16 protein-coding genes are annotated in these 18601 nt (G+C 68.6%); 6 read left to right on the forward strand and 10 right to left on the reverse strand.

The window, feature by feature from the left end:
- Positions 1-130: 130 nt before the first annotated feature.
- On the reverse strand, positions 131-1474 hold the full coding sequence (gene hmgB, locus AXA68_RS14525) for a hydroxymethylglutaryl-CoA synthase (protein WP_066418217.1): 1344 nt from the start codon (positions 1472-1474) through the stop codon (positions 131-133).
- 121 nt (positions 1475-1595) lie between these two features.
- Positions 1596-4193, reverse strand: a complete 2598-nt coding sequence (locus AXA68_RS14530) for a CARDB domain-containing protein (RefSeq protein WP_066418219.1) — start codon at positions 4191-4193, stop codon at positions 1596-1598.
- Positions 4194-4530: 337 nt separating this feature from the next.
- On the opposite strand from AXA68_RS14530, the gene AXA68_RS14535 reads away from it, so the two are divergent.
- From AXA68_RS14535 to AXA68_RS14545, 3 genes are all read left to right on the forward strand, one after another.
- Positions 4531-5550: a HEAT repeat domain-containing protein gene (locus AXA68_RS14535; RefSeq protein ID WP_066418221.1), complete on the forward strand. Its 1020-nt coding sequence runs from the start codon at positions 4531-4533 to the stop codon at positions 5548-5550.
- 57 nt (positions 5551-5607) lie between these two features.
- On the forward strand, positions 5608-6831 hold the full coding sequence (locus AXA68_RS14540; RefSeq protein ID WP_066418223.1) for an ABC transporter substrate-binding protein: 1224 nt from the start codon (positions 5608-5610) through the stop codon (positions 6829-6831).
- A 125-nt stretch (positions 6832-6956) separates the two neighbouring features.
- Complete coding sequence (locus tag AXA68_RS14545; RefSeq protein ID WP_066418225.1) at positions 6957-7682, forward strand: nucleoside phosphorylase; 726 nt, start codon at positions 6957-6959, stop codon at positions 7680-7682.
- A gap of 58 nt (positions 7683-7740) precedes the next feature.
- On the opposite strand, the gene AXA68_RS14550 is transcribed toward AXA68_RS14545, so the two are convergent.
- Complete coding sequence (locus AXA68_RS14550) at positions 7741-8190, reverse strand: UPF0179 family protein (RefSeq protein WP_066418227.1); 450 nt, start codon at positions 8188-8190, stop codon at positions 7741-7743.
- A gap of 163 nt (positions 8191-8353) precedes the next feature.
- Here AXA68_RS14550 and tmcA point away from each other — a divergent pair, with 163 nt between their 5' ends.
- Positions 8354-10660, forward strand: coding sequence for a tRNA(Met) cytidine acetyltransferase TmcA (gene tmcA / locus AXA68_RS14555; RefSeq protein ID WP_066418234.1), 2307 nt, complete (start codon positions 8354-8356; stop codon positions 10658-10660).
- A gap of 68 nt (positions 10661-10728) precedes the next feature.
- Here the strand turns inward: tmcA and AXA68_RS14560 are convergent, their stop codons facing one another.
- The 4 genes from AXA68_RS14560 to AXA68_RS14575 form a co-directional block, all read right to left on the reverse strand.
- The gene (locus tag AXA68_RS14560) at positions 10729-11031 is read right to left on the reverse strand and encodes a DUF7344 domain-containing protein (RefSeq protein WP_066418236.1); all 303 of its coding nucleotides are present in this window, start codon (positions 11029-11031) and stop codon (positions 10729-10731) included.
- Positions 11032-11117: 86 nt separating this feature from the next.
- A complete protein-coding gene (locus tag AXA68_RS14565) occupies positions 11118-11519 on the reverse strand; it encodes a DoxX family protein (RefSeq protein ID WP_066418238.1) in 402 nt (133 codons plus the stop codon).
- Between the two features lie 102 nt (positions 11520-11621).
- Entirely contained in the window at positions 11622-12971 is a 1350-nt protein-coding gene (locus AXA68_RS14570) for an alkaline phosphatase family protein (RefSeq protein WP_066418240.1), read from the reverse strand.
- Positions 12972-13096: 125 nt separating this feature from the next.
- Positions 13097-14065 (reverse strand): phosphoadenosine phosphosulfate reductase family protein, encoded by a 969-nt coding sequence (locus tag AXA68_RS14575; RefSeq protein WP_066418242.1) that lies wholly within the window; start codon positions 14063-14065, stop codon positions 13097-13099.
- A gap of 143 nt (positions 14066-14208) precedes the next feature.
- On the opposite strand from AXA68_RS14575, the gene AXA68_RS14580 reads away from it, so the two are divergent.
- Both AXA68_RS14580 and AXA68_RS14585 read left to right on the forward strand, forming a co-directional pair.
- The gene (locus tag AXA68_RS14580) at positions 14209-16074 is read left to right on the forward strand and encodes an aldehyde ferredoxin oxidoreductase family protein (protein WP_066418249.1); all 1866 of its coding nucleotides are present in this window, start codon (positions 14209-14211) and stop codon (positions 16072-16074) included.
- A 143-nt stretch (positions 16075-16217) separates the two neighbouring features.
- The gene (locus AXA68_RS14585) at positions 16218-17009 is read left to right on the forward strand and encodes an aldo/keto reductase (protein WP_066418685.1); all 792 of its coding nucleotides are present in this window, start codon (positions 16218-16220) and stop codon (positions 17007-17009) included.
- A 59-nt stretch (positions 17010-17068) separates the two neighbouring features.
- Here the strand turns inward: AXA68_RS14585 and AXA68_RS14590 are convergent, their stop codons facing one another.
- From AXA68_RS14590 to AXA68_RS14600, 3 genes are all read right to left on the reverse strand, one after another.
- Positions 17069-17302, reverse strand: coding sequence for a YgaP family membrane protein (locus AXA68_RS14590; RefSeq protein ID WP_066418256.1), 234 nt, complete (start codon positions 17300-17302; stop codon positions 17069-17071).
- A 155-nt stretch (positions 17303-17457) separates the two neighbouring features.
- Positions 17458-17889 carry a universal stress protein gene (locus AXA68_RS14595; RefSeq protein ID WP_066418260.1) on the reverse strand — a complete coding sequence of 144 codons (432 nt, stop codon included), beginning with the start codon at positions 17887-17889 and terminating at the stop codon, positions 17458-17460.
- Between the two features lie 131 nt (positions 17890-18020).
- Positions 18021-18521 carry a cupin domain-containing protein gene (locus AXA68_RS14600; protein ID WP_066418263.1) on the reverse strand — a complete coding sequence of 167 codons (501 nt, stop codon included), beginning with the start codon at positions 18519-18521 and terminating at the stop codon, positions 18021-18023.
- Positions 18522-18601: the final 80 nt, after the last annotated feature.

Here is an 18601-nt window from a genome sequence, read left to right on the forward strand (position 1 = left end):
CCAAGGTCGTTTAAACCCATCGTATTCGAGAGCCGTCGTGTGAGCCGTTTTCACGGAGAACGGCGGTCGAGCGGCCGGCGCGTGGCGGACGAGCGGCGGGCGAACGACGGGCGAACGGCGGGTCGATCCGCTACTCGACGTACTCGTACTTCCGCTCGTTCATCCGACCCCAGCCGGTGAAGACGAACTCGCCCTCGGGGGCGGTGAACTCCTCGATCTCGCGCTCGAGGTCCTTGTCGTACTCGTGGATGTCGTGGACGTCCTCGTACTCCTCCCACGAGAGGTCGTACCGGCTCGCGAGCTGGTCGTCGATGTCGAGCGCCTCGATCTCCGAGCGCCACCCCTCGCGAACCGTCTCGGCGTGGATCTCGGCCTGCGCGCCGGAGCCGTAGGAGGCGACGAGCAGCGTCTCGTCGACGAAGTCGCGGTCGCGCTCGAGCGCGTCGCGCAGGGCGCTCACGCGGGCGACGTGAACCGAGGAGGTGTACCAGTTGCCGACCTCCCGAGAGAGCCCGAGCGTCGGCTCGACGGCGTCGTCGTACCACGTCCGGTACTGGTCCGTCGTCTTCAGCTCGTCCATGTAGTCGCGGATCGCCTCCTCGTAGGCCTCGCGGTCCTCGTACTCGTCCTCGCGCGGCTGGCGGCCGATCTCGTCGGCGAGGTCGTCCTCGTACTCCGTGTCCCGGATCACGTGGCGGTACGCGAGCAGGGCGGCCTTCCGGACCATCCCCGGGAACGGCGTGTGGAACGGGGCGTACGCGAAGTCGTCGAGCTCGATCTTGCCCGCGACCGACTCGTAGTCCTCGAGCGCCTCGCGCATCCGCGAGAGGTACACCTGCATCGAGCGCTTGCCGTCGACGCTCGGGAACTGCTGGTTCGGCTTCAAGAAGTCCGTCTCGTCCTTCGAGCCGTACCCCTGATCCGTCGAGAGCTCGACGAGGTTCGGCTCCTCGGCGATGAGCATCGCGACTGCGCCCGCGCCCTGGGTCGCCTCGCCGGGGTCGCCGCGGGCGTACAGCGCGGTGTCGGTCGCGATCACGAGCGCCGCGCGGCCGCGGTTCCGCCCCGCCCGGATCCAGTTGTACGCGTCGTCGACCGCCTGCGTGCCGGCGACGCAGGCGAACTTGCGCTCGCCCTTGTTGGCGTGGACGAAGTCGCCGTCGTACACCTTCTCCAGACAGCCCGCGATGTACGTCGAGACGGGCTTGGAGTGGTCGAACGCCGACTCCGTGGCGACGTCGATCCGCCCGATGTCGTCGGGCTCGAGACCCTTGCGGTCCATCAGGCGCTTGGCCGCGTTCGCGCCCATGGTGACGATGTCCTCGTAGACGTCCGGGAACGAGGAGTTCGTGAGCCCCAGCCCCTTCGTGTACTTCTCCGGGTCGTCGCCCTTCTGCGGGGCGAACGTGCCCGGTAAGTCGAGTTTGAGCTTTCCGGATCGGATCTCGATGGCGTCGATCCCCACTGCGGTCATGGACGGTCGTTCACGAGGTGGGCTTATGGGTGTGTCGATAGGGTGTTACGTCGATCGTGGAAATAGATCTCTACGACTTCCGAATGTGATAGGAGATGTACTGAATTACTGTATTTTGAGATTATGTTATATTTAGAGATAATTCCGATCCGTCAGAGAATTCAAGCGTGACAATAATATCGGCACTAGAACTGTCTGAAACAAAGTTCTCATCAATACCTAGACTACCACTGCCGGAGAACTCGCGAAGTTCGACAGTGGCCTGTCCATTGATCGTGGCGGGTAGACTCTGTCCATCAAATGAGCTTCCAGTATCTGAGAATGTACGACCCGACATATCATTCTGTGTCTCAACAGAGAACGCATCAATCTCAACGGATTGATCGGCACTAATGTCAAATTCAACAGCCCTACCACCGCCAGGGATGTTGGATTGTCCTACAGTACCATCAACTCCCGAAACTTGGCTCGCCATCGTCGGGTCGATCGTCACTCCCTGAACTGCCGTGTCGTCCTCAGAACGAACGGTAATATCATCAGTCTCAGCGTCACCGGGTGTCGTCGACCATGTGAGCGTACCTGACGTAGTTTCGCCTCCATCGAGGGTGACCTCGATCGAGTCGATGACTTGGTCATCGAAGTCAAGTAGTTCGATCGTCTGTGTGTCGGTTTCATCGCCGGTGTTTTCCACCGTGTAGTCGACGTTGAGGTCCTCACCTTCGGTGATCGGTTCGTTGGTGGACGTGATACCGACCTCGAACTGCGCCGGTGCGTTCACCGTCGCAGTGCGGGTGTCGAAGTCGTCATCGCTTTCGGCTCTGACATCGACATCAGGAGAGTCACCCTGTTCGGTCTGGTAGGTGAACGATTCAGTTACCTGTGCGCCGCTTGCGAGAGTCACTCCCCTCACGTTGATCTCCTCGCCGTCGACGAGGAATCGAATGTTCTGTGTCCCCGTCGATCCGCCGGTGTTCTCTACCGTGACTTCGACGTCAAGATTTTCTCCCTCAGTGACCGGTGCGTTGGTGGACGTGATGTCGACCGAGAACGTCGGACTAACCGTACCAACCGTCTCAATGTCGTTAGCGAGTTCGGTCGTCATGGAACCGTCTTGATACAGTGTCGCATTGATCGTGTCGCCGTCACTGATGCCACCGATATCAGCAGCATCAACGGTTGTACTTCCGTCACCAACGGTATTCTCGTATGTGCCGCCGGTATCTTCATTCTCGACGACGAGATATCCCGAATCGAGGTTCGTAAGCTCGTGATCGACGGTGAAGTTGCTATCGCTCTCGAAGATTTCATCTTGGAGATCGACGGTTCCTCCGATGACCGTAACCTCGGTGCGATCAACGTCGTCACCGGCCGAAGCGTACACGTCGAACGATTCATTTTGCTGAGCGCTCCCCGCTTCAAACGTGACGTTGTCGGTTCCGTCGTGAACGGACTGGTTCCATTTCGACAATGAACCGTTGGGAGATTGTGGCGTGATCGAGTAATCGATCGTCGCGTTCGCGATCGGAGTTCCGCTTCGATCGGACACGCTCACGTTCAGATCTCGCTCGTCGTTCTCCACCACGGTCGCGGAGTCCAAGTCCCACTCCGTGTTGAACGTTCGATTCACGCTGCCGTTGCCGCCCGCCTCGGTGATCGTGAACGGAACGGATTCGTAGGACTCGCTACCCCCGTTGATCGTCGCGCTGTAGTCGTCGGCAGCGTCCGGTTCGAAGAAGGCCCGTCCGTCAGCGTTCGTATTCTCGGTGGTACCGTCAAGGGATACCTCGGCACCCACGACGGGATTGTTGTACTTGTCTCGTACTTCGACACCGACGCTCTCTCCGACAGTTCCATTGCCCGTAACCGGGACGACGTACGCCGGCTCGGTCGTCCCGCCGGCGTCGACTGCGACCTTCGAGAGCCCAAGCCGATACGTCTCGCTGCCGTTGAGGGCGATCCGGACCGTGCCACCGTCCTCGGTGACGGTCGCGTTCGGAAGTTCCGCGGCCCACCGGCCCCGGAGCGCGGTGGCGTTGTCGACGGCCGTCGGAAGAACGATCTCGACGTCGCCGCCGTCACCCGTTATCGGGACCGTCCTGCTGCTCCGCGAGATCGGCTCCGGATCGACGCTTTGAGACTCCACACCGGTCTCCGAGATGGCTCCGGTCAGGGCTGTTATCGCGATCCGATCGCCACGAACGACCGTCTGATCCGACCGGAGGAGGACGGCGTCGTCGAACTCCGCGGCCACGACGGAGTGTTCGTACAGCAGTCGCGGAGCGCCCCGATACTCGTTGTAGTCCGGCGTGTACCGGATGGACGTCGTGTTGAATCGCGGATCGGTTTGCGTCCAGAACTCACGGACGTTCTCGTGGGCTCCCGACCCGACCGTGGCGTTCACCTGAATCGCCTCTTCTCCCGTGGTCTGAAGCGATCCGGACGCCGGCGGCGGATTCAGAAAGAACGTCCGCTGGGGATATCGGGTTCCGAGCTGTATCGGCTCGGATTGTACCGACCCCGTCGATCCGGCCTGAAGGATCGCGTTCCGCAGGTCCAGGAACTCGCCTTCGACCTGCTGGCTGTGTTCGAACTCGATCTCCTCGTTTTCCGCCGGCACGAACTGGACCTGATACGTCGCCATCGCGAGGATCAGGAAGCCGAAGAGGATCACCGTCCCCACCACGACCGACTGGCCCCGACGGTCGTGTCTGAAACTCATTGCCCACCCTGGGTCGCGGACGATTATAAATGCCCGCCGCCGCGTCTCACTCGCGAGAACGTCCTCTCGACTCCCTTTCGAGGATTTCCCGATCCCGCGTTTCGCGTCTCGATCCGTCCGTTCTCGCCCTCCGCACCCGCCCGATGTGAGCGACGTCTCCCGGGCCGACCCGCTCCCCTTCGACCATTCATACACGACATGTCGGTATAGCAAATCCGGGTCCGGTCGCTGACCCCGGACTCGCTCGCGTCGAGGAACGCGGCGTGGACCGGTCCGGATCGGCTCGACCCGGGGATTGAAGCGCCCGGTCGTGGAACTCGGTCGATGATGAGGTCCGATGACTGAACGCGACCGCCCGCTCTCGCCGGAGCGTCTCGTCGACCTCCTCGTCGAGGGCGATCGGCGGGAGGCGGCGACGTGTCTGGACCGGTTGAGAACGGCCGACTCCGAGACGCGAAAGGCGTTCCTCCGGGAGATCCGCGACGCGGCCGGAGAGCGGCCGGGGCTTTTCGAGGGACTGGCCGGCCCGCTGGCCGCGTTCCTGACCGACGACGACCGGGCGGTGAGGCTGACCACGGCCAAACTGTTCGTCGCGCTGGCGGCGGCGGAGCCCGCGGTCGTCCTGCCGGTCGCGGATCGAGTGGCGGCTCGCCTCGCCGACGACGAGGAGTTCTACTACGTGCGGGCACGCTGTGCCGAGACGCTGGGCTACGTCGCGCTGGAGTCGCCCGAGGAGGTCGGCGACACGGCGGTTCTGGCGGACCTCCGGGTCGGGCTGTCGTTCGACGAACCGGAGGTCAGAGAGAAGCTGGCGAAGGCGCTGAAACACGTGGCGGCGGGCGACCCGAGCCGACTGCGCCACCAGGTCGCCTCGCTGGCGGATCACCTCGAGGACGACCGCGAACTCGTCCGCTACCACCTCTGTACGGCGCTTGTCGTGGTCGGGAGCGAGCACCCGGAGCGGCTCTCGGCGGCGGCAGAGGTGTTCCGGGCGCGGGCGAGCGAGGACGAGAGCCCGTACGTCCGGGCACGAGCCGCCGAGGCCCTCGGAGTGATCGGGCGGTCGGGGTCCGCGGTCGATCCGGTGCCCGACCTCGACGCGGTCGAGTCGGCGTTCGAGGAGCCGCCGTCGTTCCTGACCGCCCGCGTGGAGTTCCTTCGCGACGTCCTGGCGGACGGCGCGCGCCCGGCGGGGCCGCCGGAGGGCCCCGGATCCGTCGAATCGATCCGGGAGGGAACGGATCCCGTCGTCGGGGAGATCACCTCTCCCGACGACGGCGAGTGTCGCCACTGCGGGCTCGACCTCGCGGACGGCGGCCCGCCGACGTGTCCGCGCTGTGGCGCACCCCGCGGATAGTTTTAGGTCCACCTAATATCCGGAACTCCTTTGTATTGTTAGGCGGGCCTAAAGCGTATGTCGAGAGACGACGCGGAAGGCGGTACACCGACGCGACGGGATTACCTGACGTACGGCGGCGCGGTCGTCGGCGGTGGACTCCTCGCCGGATGTACCGGCGGGAGCGACGCGGAGTCCGCGCCCACGACCGATCGAACCGCGAACGAGTCCGGATCGGACTCGGCGTCGTCAACCCCATCAAGCGGCTCCGAGTCGGCCGAGGAGTCCTCGTCGACGGACGGGGCGTACTCGGTGACGATGGAGCCGGTGGGAACCGTGGAGTTCGATCGCGTTCCGGCGACCATCGCCCCGTTCACCGCGGACTACATCGACATGCTGGTCGCGCTCGGGCACGCCGACGCGGTCCAGTCGATCTGGTACCGCGGACGGTACAAGACGATACACTACGAGGAGCTCGACGGCGTCTCGATCGATCTCGACGGGCTCACCCAACTGTGGAACGACGGCGTCTCGAAGGAGCTGTTCTACGAGATGAACGCGGACCTCCACCTCATCGATCCCCACGAGCTGACGGACTGGCTCGGCGCGTGGGACCGAGACGATCTCGAGGAAGTTCGGACGAACGTCGCCCCCTTCCTCGGGAACCTGATCTTCCGCCGAACCGACGACTGGCACGACTACCGGTACTACTCGCTGTACGAGGCGTTCGAGAAGGTCGCCGAGATCGTCCGGGAACGCGAGCGGTTCGAGGCGATCCGGTCGATCCACGACGAGTTGGTGACGGACGTCCAGTCGCGGCTGCCGGCACCCGAGGACCGTCCCGATGCCGCCCTCGTGTTCGCCGGCACGGAGCCGGAGGAGTTCACGCCGTATCGGATCGACGGGCAGGGGGCGAACAAGGAGCACTTCCACGCGCTCGGGATATCCGACGCGTTCGCCGGCACGGACGTCGAGGGGTACTCCGGGTCGCAGTCGCTCGACTACGAGGCGCTCCTCGAGGTCGATCCCGACTCGCTGCTGTTGCGGTACCACCGGGAGGGCATGACGCGAGCCGAGTTCGAGGACACCGTGCTCGCGTATCTGAAGGAACACGAGCTGGGAAGCCAGCTGACGGCGGTCGAGGAGGACCGCGTGTTCCGCGGCGGGCCGATCTACGCCGGACCGCTACACAACCTCTTCATGATCGAGCGGTACGCGAAGGGGTACTACCCGGGAGAGTTCACCGAGGACGAGCTGATCGACCGCGACCGCCTCTCGCGGATCATCACCGAGGGAGCGTAGCGGGAGCGGCGCGCCGCGGTGCGTCGGTCGCGTCCCCTGCCGGGTGACGCCCGGCGTGAGGCCCCGCCCGGAAACCGCGCCCGAGTATCGGGTCGTTTTTGCGCACGGCCGCTGGAGACGGTCGTATGGCGAAACAGCCGCACCTGCTGGTGGAGGAGGGCGACGTCCACGAGACCGCGATCGTTCCGGGCGACCCCGGCCGCGTCGACCGGATCGCCGACCTGTGTGACGACGGCGAGGTGGTCGCCGAGAACCGCGAGTACAAGGTCGTCAACGCGAGCTACGAGGGCGTCGACCTCACGATCTGTTCGACCGGGATCGGCTGCCCCTCCGCGGCCATCGCCGTCGAGGAGCTCTCGCGCGTCGGCGTCGAGACGTTCGTCCGCTGTGGCACCTGCGGGGCGCTTCAGGCCGACATGGAGATCGGCGACATGGTCGTCGCGACCGGCGCGGCGAAGGAGGAGGGGACGAGCAAGCGCTACGAGTCGGCGAACTACCCGGCGGTCCCCGACTACGACGTGCTCTCCGCGCTCGTCGACGGCGCGGAGGCGAACGACGAGGAGGTCCACGTCGGCCCCATCGTCTCCGACGACGCCTTCTACAACGAGAGCGACGAGTACGTCGCCGACTGGGAGGACGCGAACCTGCTGGCGATCGAGATGGAGGCCGCGACGGTGTTCTCGCTCGCCCGTCGGAAGGGGCTCGCCGCCGGCGCGATCTGTACCGTCGACGGCAACCTCGTCGCCGGTACCCAGAAGGGTGCCGACTCGGACGACGAGCTCCCGGAGAAGGCGAGAGACAACGTCGAGCGGGCGATCCGGATCACGCTCGAGGCGGTCGCCGGGCTGTAGGTCCGGACCGGTTCGGTCACTCCGGACCGGTTCGGTCACGCGGGCTTCTCGGAGCCGCTCACTCCTCCTCGGCTTTGAACTCCACGAGCGTCAGCTCCCGGTCGAGCGCGCAGTAGTCGTGCGGCGGGTCCCCGAGCACTCGCTCGATCCGGCGCTCCTCGTCGAAGTCCGCCCCGTCGGGGACGCAGTACTCGTGGCTCGGGCACTCGGTGTGGGGACACGGGCCCGCGAGCGACGCCCGGCTGCCGGCGTACGCGCCCTTCGAGGGGACGTTCGCGGGGACCGGCGCGGGCTCGACCTCGACCGCGCGGACGCCGGCGTCGTGGACGGCGCAGTCGAGCGTCTGGGCGTTCTCGCGCACGTCCGTGATCCGGTACCGCGTCCCGACGGAGAGGTTGAGACACTGGCTCCGGTAGGGACAGCCCGCGCAGTCGGGCGACTCCCCCTCGTAGACGAACTCGCGGCCGGCGTCCGCGAGCCGCGAGCCGATGAGCGTGACCGTGGGCATGGTCGGAGGGAGGACCCCCGGCGTCGTAAGCGTCCCGCCTCGACGAAAGCCTCCCCTCTCGACGGGAGCGTCCCGCCTCGACGGAGACGACGATGACCGTGTCGCACGCCGACCGCGGCCCGGAAGGCAACACACATCCCCCGCGCCCGAGAAGAGCCGTCGAATGATCGCGGAGCTGGCGGCGGACCTGAAACGCGAGGCCGAGCGGGCGAACCAGCGGCGGCTCCTCGTGCTCGCCGGCGACCGCGACCGCGGCGTCGACGCCGCCTACGACGCGATCGAGGCGGTCGACGCCGACGAGGGGCGCGTCTCGATCGTCTCGACCCGCGAGGGGTTCCGGTTCGAGCGGCTCGCCCCGCGGGCCGCGGACGACCTGCTCGGTCGCACGCGCGAGGTCGTCGTCCTCGACTGTCACGACCGGTTCGTCCCGAACGCGCTGGGACGGGCCGCGGGCGCGGTGGACGGCGGCGGACTCCTGGTGCTCGTGACCCCGTCACTCGACGACTGGCCGGGTCGCCGGGACGGCTTCGACGAGTCGCTCGCGGTCCCGCCGTTCGCGCTCGCGGACGTGACGGGGCGGTTCCGCGAACGGCTGGTCGAGACGATCCGGACGCATCCCGGCGTCGCGGTCGCAGACCTGGGCGGGGCGAACGACGGATCCCCCGGAACGGGGATCGCGATCGAACGCGACGGGCTCACCGACCCGCCGGCGGCGCGGCCGCGGTCGCCCCCCGGCCGCCCCGCGACCGCGACGTTTCCGGAAGCCGTGTACGACGCGTGTCTCACCGCCGACCAGTCGCGCGCGGTCCGGGCGCTGGAGTCGCTCGCGACGCCCGGGTCGGCGGCGGTCGTCGAGTCGGATCGCGGCCGCGGGAAGTCGAGCGCGGCCGGGCTCGCCGCGGGCGCGCTCGCGCTCGACTGCCGGGACGTGCTCGTCACCGCCCCCGCCTTCCGCAACGCGGCGGAGGTGTTCGCCCGCGCCCGCGAGGTCGTCGGCGCGGACGGGAGTGACGCCGAGAACGCGGGTCCCGGGGACGACCCGATCCGCGTCGCGGGCGGCGGTCGCGTCCGGTTCCTCCCGCCGGCGGCCGCGGCCGACCTCCCCGACGATCCGGACTGCGTCGTCGTCGACGAGGCGGCCGCGCTCCCGGTGCGGCTGCTCGAGCGGTTCCTCGCCGCGCCCGCGATCGCGTTCTGTACCACGGTCCACGGCTACGAGGGCGCGGGCCGCGGCTTCTCGGTGCGCTTCCGCGACCGGCTCGCGGAGAGCGAGTTCGCGGTCCGGGAGGTTCGGCTCGACGAGCCGATCCGGTACGCCCGCGACGACCCGGTGGAGTCGTGGGTCGCCCGCGCGCTGCTGCTCGACGCCCGCCCGGCGGTTTCGGAGGCGGTCGCGGAGACGACCGTCGACGACGTCGACTACCGGGCGCTCCCGCCCGACGACTTGCTCGCGGACGAGGTCCTGCTCGGCGAGGCGTTCGGGCTGCTCGTGGCCGCGCACTACCGGACGGAGCCGAACGACCTCGCGCGGCTGCTCGACGCGCCGAACCTCGTCGCGCGCGCGCTCGTCGCCGGCGACCGCGTCGTCGCGGTCGCGCTGTGCGCCCGGGAGGGCGGGCTCGACCCGGAGACGCGCGCCGGGATGTACGAGGGCGAGCGCGTCCGCGGGAACATGGTGCCGGACGTGCTCACGAGCCAGCTCCGCGACGAGGCCGCCGCCGAGCCCCGCGGGCTCCGAACCGTCCGGATCGCGGTCCACCACGCGCTCCGCGGCCGCGGCCTCGGATCGCGCCTGCTCGACCGGATCCGCGGGGAGTTCGCGGACGACGTGGACTACCTCTCCGTCGGGTTCGGCGCGACCCCGCGGCTCCTCCGGTTCTGGCGGCGGGCGGGCTACCGGAGCGTCCACCTCTCGACCACCCGCAACGACGCCTCCGGCGAGCACTCCGCGGTCATGCTCAGACCGGAGAGCGAGGCCGCGCGGACCCTGCTCGACCGGCACGCGAGCGCCCTCCGGGACCGCGAGCGCGACGCGCTCTCGGACGCCCACCGCGACGTCGACGCCGACGTGGTCCGCGGCGTCCTCGCGGCCTGTCCGGCGCAGGCGACGGTCGACCTCACGCCCCACGAGTGGCGCGCGGTGGTGGGGGCGTCGTTCGGGCCGGGGATGTACGACGTCGCGCCCGGCGCGTTCCGCGACCTCGCGGTCGCGACGCTTCTCGGCGGAGGCGGCGATGGCGACGCGGCGTCCGGGGCCGACGCCGGCGACCTCGGTCTCGACGATCGCGAGGAGCGGCTGCTCGTCCGGAAGGTACTACAGGGCCGCCCGTGGGAGGCGGTCACGGAGGAGTTGGGGTACGTCTCGACGGCGGCGTGTATGCGCGCGCTCGGGTCGGCCGTCGAGCCGCTCGTCGAGCGCTACGGGACCGACCTCGCGCTGGCGGAACGCGACCGGTTTCTCGACCGCTGAGGGGTCGGCGTCGAGCGCCTCGGAACGGGCCGGTCGACGCGGGATCGGCGCGGGTCGAGACGGATCGCTCAGTCGTCGGCGGACTCGGGGTCGTGAACCGGATCCGGGAGGTCCGCGACGTGTGCCGCGGCCTCCGAGAAGTTCGGGCCGGGTTCGATCTCGCCGGTTTCGGGATCCCACTCGATGTAGCCCGCCTCCTCGAGCGCGGGGAGGTGGGTCTCGCGGAGCGCGGCCTCGATCTCCTCGGCGCGACCGCGGGGGCGGAGGTCGCTCACCGATTCGACCGCGTCGTCGGCGATCGCCGCGACGACGCGGCGTCGGAGGGCGAACTCGGGCGTCGGCGCGTCGGCGGCGGTGGTGTCGTGGGACATGGTCGATTCCGTGTGTAATCGTATTCACACGGTACGGAGAAATAAAAGTACGGACGATCGAGGGACGCTCCGGACGGGACCGCCGCTCACTCGGAGCGGTACGCCCGCCGGAGGAAGACGAGCACCCCGCCGAGCATCGCGAGGTTCCCGAAGAAGGCCAGCCGCTCGCCGCTTCTGTCGTCCTCGTCGGCGTTCCAGAAGTCGTGCATCGTCGCCGTGACGACCGCGAGGAACGTCGCGGCCGCGCCGGTCGCGACCCGCGGGAGCCGCCAGAGCGCGATCCCCAGCCCGGCGACGACCATCGTTCCGGAGGCCAGCGGGGCCGCGATCTCGGGGACGGGGACGCCCGCGGAGTCGGCGTACTCTATCGTGTCCTCCATGTCCCGGAAGTCCTCGGAGGCCTGGAGCGCGAGCCCGAGACCGAGCGCGACCCGGCCGAGCCGCGAGAGCGAGTCGTTCGCGTCGTCGTCCGTGGCGTCTTCTGCCATACACGGCACTACCGCCCAGAGGTACAAAACTCTACAGCCGGCGCGGTCCCGGGCGTCCCGAGTGCTTCGAACGGGTCCACGACCGCGGGAGATCGAACGGACCTACGACCGCAGGAGGCTCCGCCCGTCGAACTCGGCGGTGTCCGCGTCGACCTCGAGCATCTCGAGCAGCGTCGGCGTCAGATCGAAGAGGTCGACGTCGTCGATCGCGACCCGGTCGTCGTCGGTGAACAGACACGCGTTCGAGAACTTGTGCATCCCGTTTCGGGGACCCTGGCTGAACACCGCCTCCTTGCGGCCGAAGCCGGACTTCAGGTCGAAGCCGTCCTCGGGGACGACGACCACGTCGGGCGCGATGTCGTCGGCCGGGCCGTCGAAGACGTCCTCTCCCCTGTGGATCTGCGCGCAGACGGGCGAGCCGTCGGGGCCGGACATCGACTCCAGGTCGTCGATCAGCCGGTCGCGGACCGCCTCGTACTCCTCGTCCGGCACCGCGCCGTCCGGCTCCCGCCCCTCGAGGTTGACGAAGAACCGACCGGGGATGAAGGAGAAGACCTCGGTGTCGGCGCTGATGTCGGCGAGCTCGTCGGGCTCGTCGCCGTCGTAGTCCAGGTAGCCGTTGCGGGCGAGCCACTCGTTACAGTTCACCTCGTGGACCAGCTCCGTGAACCCGTGGTCGGAGGCGATCACGAGCGAGACGTCCTCGGGGAGGTCGTCGTATATCCGGCCGACGTAGTCGTCGAGCGAGCGGTAGAACTCGAGGAAGGCGTCGGCGTCGTCCGTGTCGTTCGCGTAGTCGCCGAAGAGGAAGTGGTTCACTCGGTCGGTCGTCATGAACACGCCGAAAAAGAGGTCCCAGTCGTCCGCGGAGAGGTAGTGGTCGAAGACCTCGTAGCGCGCGTCGAGCGTGTCGTGGGCGTTCTCGAGGAACGCCGACTTGTCCTCGTCGTGGCCGAGTTTGGCGTCGACGTCGATGGCGTAGTCGTTCGCTTCGAGGACCGACCGGACCTCCGCGTCGCTCGCGGCGGCCTCGATCGAGGGCGAGAGGAAGCCGGAGACCATGCGCTGGACGTCGTCCTGCGGCGGGAACGTCACGGGGACGTTGAGCACGGTCGCGTCGCCGCCGTCCGCGGTCACCCGGTCCCAGAGGCGGGTCGCCCGCACGTGTTTGCCCATCGGGACGTACGTCTCGTTGGAGCCGACCTCGCGGTCCTGAAAGCCGTACACGCCAGTCTTCCCGGGGTTGACGCCGGTGGTGAGGCTCGGCCAGCAGGCGCTCGACTCGGGCGGAACGATGCTGGAGATCCGGCCGCCGGCCCCCTCGTCGGCGATGCGGTGGAGGTTCTCGAAGACCTCGGGGTGGTCCGCGACGAGGTCGTACGGTACGCCGTCGATGCCGAGGAAGACGACGCGGGGGTCGTCGTCGCCGCGGAGTCGATCGAACAGGCCCATGTTACCGGAGGGTCGCCCCAGCGGTGGAAAAACACGTCGGAGACGGCACGATCGGCGGCGACCCGTGACGCGTACGCCGTCGATCGGTCCGTGTCGATCGTTTGATGCCGTGTCGACCGCCTACCCTACATGTAGCCGAGGTCGCGGAGCCGCTCCATCAGGTCCTCCTTGTCCTGGGCGCGGCCGGCGCGCTCGGTGGTGTTCTCGAGGTCCTGGAGCCAGGCGGGCTCGCCGGTCGTCTTCTCCGTGCTGACCTCGCTGCCGAGCGAGCGGAACCCGGCGAAGTACTTCGGCGAGATCGGCACGTCGGACTGCTCGATGCCCTCGGGGAGGTCCTCGGCCGACTCGGGGACGTACCCCTCCTCGGGGAAGCCCTCGACCGTCTCCGGGACGACGACCTGCCAGAACGCGTCCCACACGTCGCGCTCGTCGAACTGGAGGATGGGCTGGATCCGGTCGTGCGGCGGGTAGATGTCCGGGTCGTGACGCGGCGAGAAGAACGTCTCGTCCGCGCGCGCCTCCTGTTCGTCCCAGCGCACGCCCGAGATGACGCCGTCGATGTCGTGTTCCTCCAGGGCGTCGTTGAGCGCGACCGTCTTCAGCAGGTGGTTGCCCACGTAGGTGTCCAGGAGGAACGGGAACGTGTCCTCCTCGTACTCGAGGATCTCGCGAACGTGGTGTCGGTTGTGCTCGGAGAGCGCCGAGACGGGGACGTCGTCGCCCGGCTCGAGCCCGTGCTCGTCGACGTACGCGCCCACGTCGTCGTTGCGGGCGTACACGAGGTCGATCCCCCACTCGTCGGCCCAGTGCTCGACGAAGTCCGTGATCTCGTCGAAGTGCTGGAAGTGGTCGATGAACACCGCGGTCGGCTTCTCGTAGCCGAACTGCTCTGCCACCTCGTTGATGAAGTACAGCGTGAGCGTCGAGTCCTTCCCGCCGGTCCACATCACCGCGGGGTTGTCGTACTGCTCGAGGCCCAGCCGCGTGACCTCGATCGCCTTCTCGATCTTGTGCTGGAGCGACGGGTAGTCGCCGGGGTCTTCGCCCTCGCCGTCCGCGTAGTCGACGTCGATCGCCTCGGGGAAGTCGCTCATCGGCCGAGAGGTCGGGGGCAGCAGAAAAGGGCTTTGTGATCCACGGCGCTCGGCCATGAGAACGGATTTCACGGCGTTCGGCGGCGTCCGATCCGGCCGGCGCGCGGCACACGCTTTTGTACGGCGGCGTCGATATCGGGTCGATGGCAACCACGACGGACGGGGCCGCGACCGGCAGCGTACCGAGCGAGATGCGTCACCTGCTTCGGGTGAACCTCTCGGACCGAACCGTCGAGACCGAGGAGGTCCCGGAGGCGTACCGGAACGCGTTCGTCTCCGGGAAGGGGCTCGGGGCCGCGATGCTCCTCGACGAGCTGCCGCCCGGAACGGACCCGCTCTCGCCGGAGAATCCCCTCTTTTTCATGTTCGGCCCGCTCACGGGGCACGCGCCCGGCACCTCGCGGTACGGCGTGGTGACCAAGTCGCCGCTGACGGGCGCGTTCGTCGACTCGTACTCCGGCGGCCACTTCCCCTCGATGTTCCGGTTCGCGATGCCGAGCTACCTCGGGGTCGTCTTCGAGGGCAGCGCCGACGAGCCGGTCCTGCTCCGCGTCGACGACGGCGAGGTCTCGATCGAGGACGCGAGGCACCTGTGGGGGAGCCACGACGCCCGCGAGACCGCACGGGAGTTCCCCGACCGCGACACCAAGGTCGCCGCGATCGGGCCCGCGGGGGAAAACGAGGTGAGGTTCGCGACGATCTCGAGCGACGAGGCCTCACACCACGCGGGCCGCGGCGGCGTCGGCGCGGTGATGGGCAGCAAGAACCTCAAGGCGGTGGTCGCCAGCGGGACGAAGCCGGACGACGGCGGGCTCCAGGACCTCCGGATCGACCACATGCGACGGCTCGGCAACGACGCGGAGGTCGAGTGGGCGCGGGAGGGGGGCACCCAGCTCATCGTCGACTGGACCCAGGAGGTCGGCGCGCTCCCCTCGCACAACTGGACGGAGGGGACGATAGCCGACGTCGAGACGCTCAACATCGACGCCTTCGAGCCGGGACACAGACGGCCGGACTCCTGTTACAACTGCCCGGTCGCCTGCGGCCACGTCACCGACTTCTCCGGCACCGACGTCGACGGAGCGTTTCCGGACGCCAGCGTCGCGTGGGGCCCGGAGTACGAGACGATCGGGATGATGGGCGCGAACACGGACGTGACCGACGTGACGGGCGTGACGGAGCTCGCGGACCGCGCCGACCGGCTCGGGATGGACACGATCACGCTGGGGAACGTCGTCTCGTGGCTGATGGAGGCGAGCGAGCGGGGGTTCGTCGACTTCGACATCGAGTTCGGCGACGCCGAGACGGCGGCGGAGGTGGTCGAGCGGGTCGCCCACCGCGACGGGATCGGCGACGCGCTCGCGGAGGGGACCGTCGGCGCGGCGGAGCGGCTCTGTCCGGACGCCCCGGAGGCCCGCGAGGCCGCGGTCGAGGTGAAGGGGATGGAGCTGCCGGCGTACGATCCGCGCGCCTCGCTCAGCATGGCGCTCGCGTACGCGACCTCGGACCGCGGCGCGTGTCACCAGCGCGCCTTCCCGATCGGGTCGGACGCGCTGGGCGGCGAGCGCGACCCGTTCGACACCGAGGGGCACGCGGCGGCCGTCGTCGACGAGCAGAACGAGGGCGCGCTGTCGTTCAGCATGGTCGCGTGCGACTTCACCGCCTACAACTACGAGCGCGTCGCCGAGTGGCTCCGGGAGCTCGGCTACGACCTGACCGTCGACGACCTCGAGACGGTCGGCGAGCGGGCGTGGACGATGACCCGCCTCTTCAACCTGCGCGAGGGGTTCGACCGGGCGGACGACAGCCTCCCCGAGCGGCTGACCGAGCCGCTGGAGTCCGGCGGCCCCGCCGACGGCAACCGAGTCACCGAGGCGGAGTTCGAGACGATGCTCGAGGAGTACTACGACATCCGCGGCTGGACCGAGGCTGGCGTCCCCGAGGCGGCCACGATAGAGCGGCTGGACCTCGAGCCGTTCGTCCCGGAGGACGTCGAGATCGGGGCGTGAGGACGCGTCGCGGGCGAGCGTCGACCGGAAGCCGAGGGGGCGTCCCGCCGTCCGGTTTCCGAACCCCTTAGTCGCTCGAGCGCCCACCTCGATCCATGCCTTCTTCGGAGCAGTCGGCCGATAGCGTGACCCGGGCGAACGGGATGCCGGTCCTCGGACTCGGCACCTGGGAGAACGAGAACCCCGATCGGTGCGCGGAGAGCGTGAAGACCGCGCTCGAGACGGGATACCGCCACGTCGACACCGCACAGGCGTACGGGAACGAGGCGGCCGTCGGTGAGGGGATCGCCGCCGCCGACGTCGACCGCGAGGACGTCTTCCTCGCCACCAAGGTGTGGATCTCGAACCTCGCGTACGAGGACGTGATCGAGACGACCGAGGAGAGCCTCGAGAAGCTCGGCGTCGACGCCGTCGACCTGCTGTACGTCCACTGGCCGGCCGGCGCGTACGACCCCGACGAGACGCTGCCGGCGTTCGACGAGCTCCGCGACCGCGGGCTGATCGAGCGCGTGGGCGTCTCGAACTTCGAGCCCGACCACGTCGAGCGGGCCATGGACGTCCTCGAGGCGCCGGTGTTCGCGAACCAGGTCGAGACGCACCCGTTCTGCAAGCAGACGGAGCTGCGCGAGCACGCCGCGGAACACGGCTACGAACTCGTCGGCTACTCGCCGCTGGCGCGCGGCGCGGTGTTCGACGACGACGTGCTCGGCGAGATCGCCGCCGACCACGACGCGAGCGCCGCACAGGTCAGTCTGGCGTGGCTCCGCGAGAAGAGCGTGACGGCGATCCCGAAGGCGACGAGCGCGGACCACATCGCCGACAACTGGGCGAGCCGGACCCTGGATCTGTCGGACGAGGAGGTCGAACGGATCGACGGGATCGATCGGTACGACCGGCGGGTTCACCCGGACTTCGGCCCGGACGCCTGGGAGTAACGCCGCCGAAGCGGTTCCGAACGATCGGCCCGACTACCGCCGAGCGGTTCCGAACGCGACTACCGGGTTTCGCCGGGAGAGACGGAGCAGGTGTCGATCCCGAAAAGTGCGTACAGTCCACACGTTCCGGTCGCGGCGGTGGCGAGCATGACGAGCGCGGCGACGCCGAGGATCGGCGACGCGATCGCGGGAAGCGGCAGGGATCCGGCGAGCGTCGCGAGCGACGTGACCCCCAGCACTGCGCCGATGACCGTCCTGACGCGTTTGTCCATGGTGCCGACGTTCTTGTCCATACTGTACATTACTCTTCCCGGAGACTAAAGCCTGTCGGCGTTCGGATCCGGACGGCGGTCGGCGTCGAGCGGCACCGATCGACGGCGGGTCGTCCCGGTCGCCACTGGAGGCCGTCACTGGAGACCGCGACCGGACGGCCATCACCGAACGGCCGTCACCGGATGACCGTCACCGGGACGACCGCCTTGTCGACGACGCTCTTCGCGACGCTGCCGACGACCTGTTCGCGCTCCTCGGAGAGCCCGCGGTGGCCGACGTAGATCGCGTCGGCGGCGGTCTCGCCCGCGAACTCCGTGATCGCGTCCGCCGGGCGGCCGGTGAGTAGCTGCGTCTCGACGTCGATCTCGGATCCTTCCTCGTCGGCGACGTCGACGGCGACCGACCGCGCGTTCTCGAGGACGCGCTCGCCCCCCTCGACGGCCGCCTCCTCGCCGGGGAGGACGAGCGTGCCGTCGATCAGTTCGGAGTCCGGCGTCAACACGTGGGCGATCACGAGCGTGGCGTCGAACGCGACCGCCTGGCACGCGGCGTACCGGACCGCTTCGTCACCCAGCGTGGACCCGTCGGTGGCTACGAGGTATCGCATATCCGACGGTTCCGGCGCGACCCACATAACTCCTGTCGGGCGTTCCCGTGCCGTGACTCCGCGAGACCGGGGACGACCGGCGGCTCCGGCGACGGCTTCGGTGATGGCCCCGACGACGGCTTCGGCGACGGCTACTCCCCGTCCCAGTAGCCGACGTCCGCGTCGGCGTCGTAGTACCCCTCCAGCGAGCGCTCCTCCCGCCCGCCCGGCGGGGATCCCACGTACACCCCGAACGTCCCCGAGTCGGGATACACCGTGACGTCCGGCTCGATCATCGTCGAGATCGCGAGGTACCGGAGGGATCCCTCCGAGTCGTTGATCACCCGGTGGCCGCCCGACGCGTCGGCGGGAAGCGCGACGTACGTGCCCGGCTCGAGGTCGTGGGTCTCGTCGGCGGGGTCGTCCTCCCCCGTCGCCAGCCGGATCGCGCCGGTGCCCGCGAGGACGTAGATCGCCTCCTCGTTCGCGGCGTGGTAGTGGAACGGCCACGACTTGTGACCCGACGGCAACTCGTACAGGCTACACCCGAGCGCGTCGCCGCCGGCCGCCTCGCCGAGCTGCTTGCGTTTGAATCGGGCCTCGCCGCGGTCGGTCTCGGTCCACTCCAGATCCGCCTCGTTCACGTGTCCCATGGACCGTCGACGGAGCCGGACGCCATAGTTCCGGGGGCGAGGGACTGCTCGCGGCGTCGTGGACCTTTATGAGCCACCCC

The sequence above is a fragment of the Halorubrum aethiopicum genome (assembly GCF_001542905.1).
In the GTDB taxonomy this organism is placed as follows: Archaea; Halobacteriota; Halobacteria; order Halobacteriales; family Haloferacaceae; genus Halorubrum; species Halorubrum aethiopicum.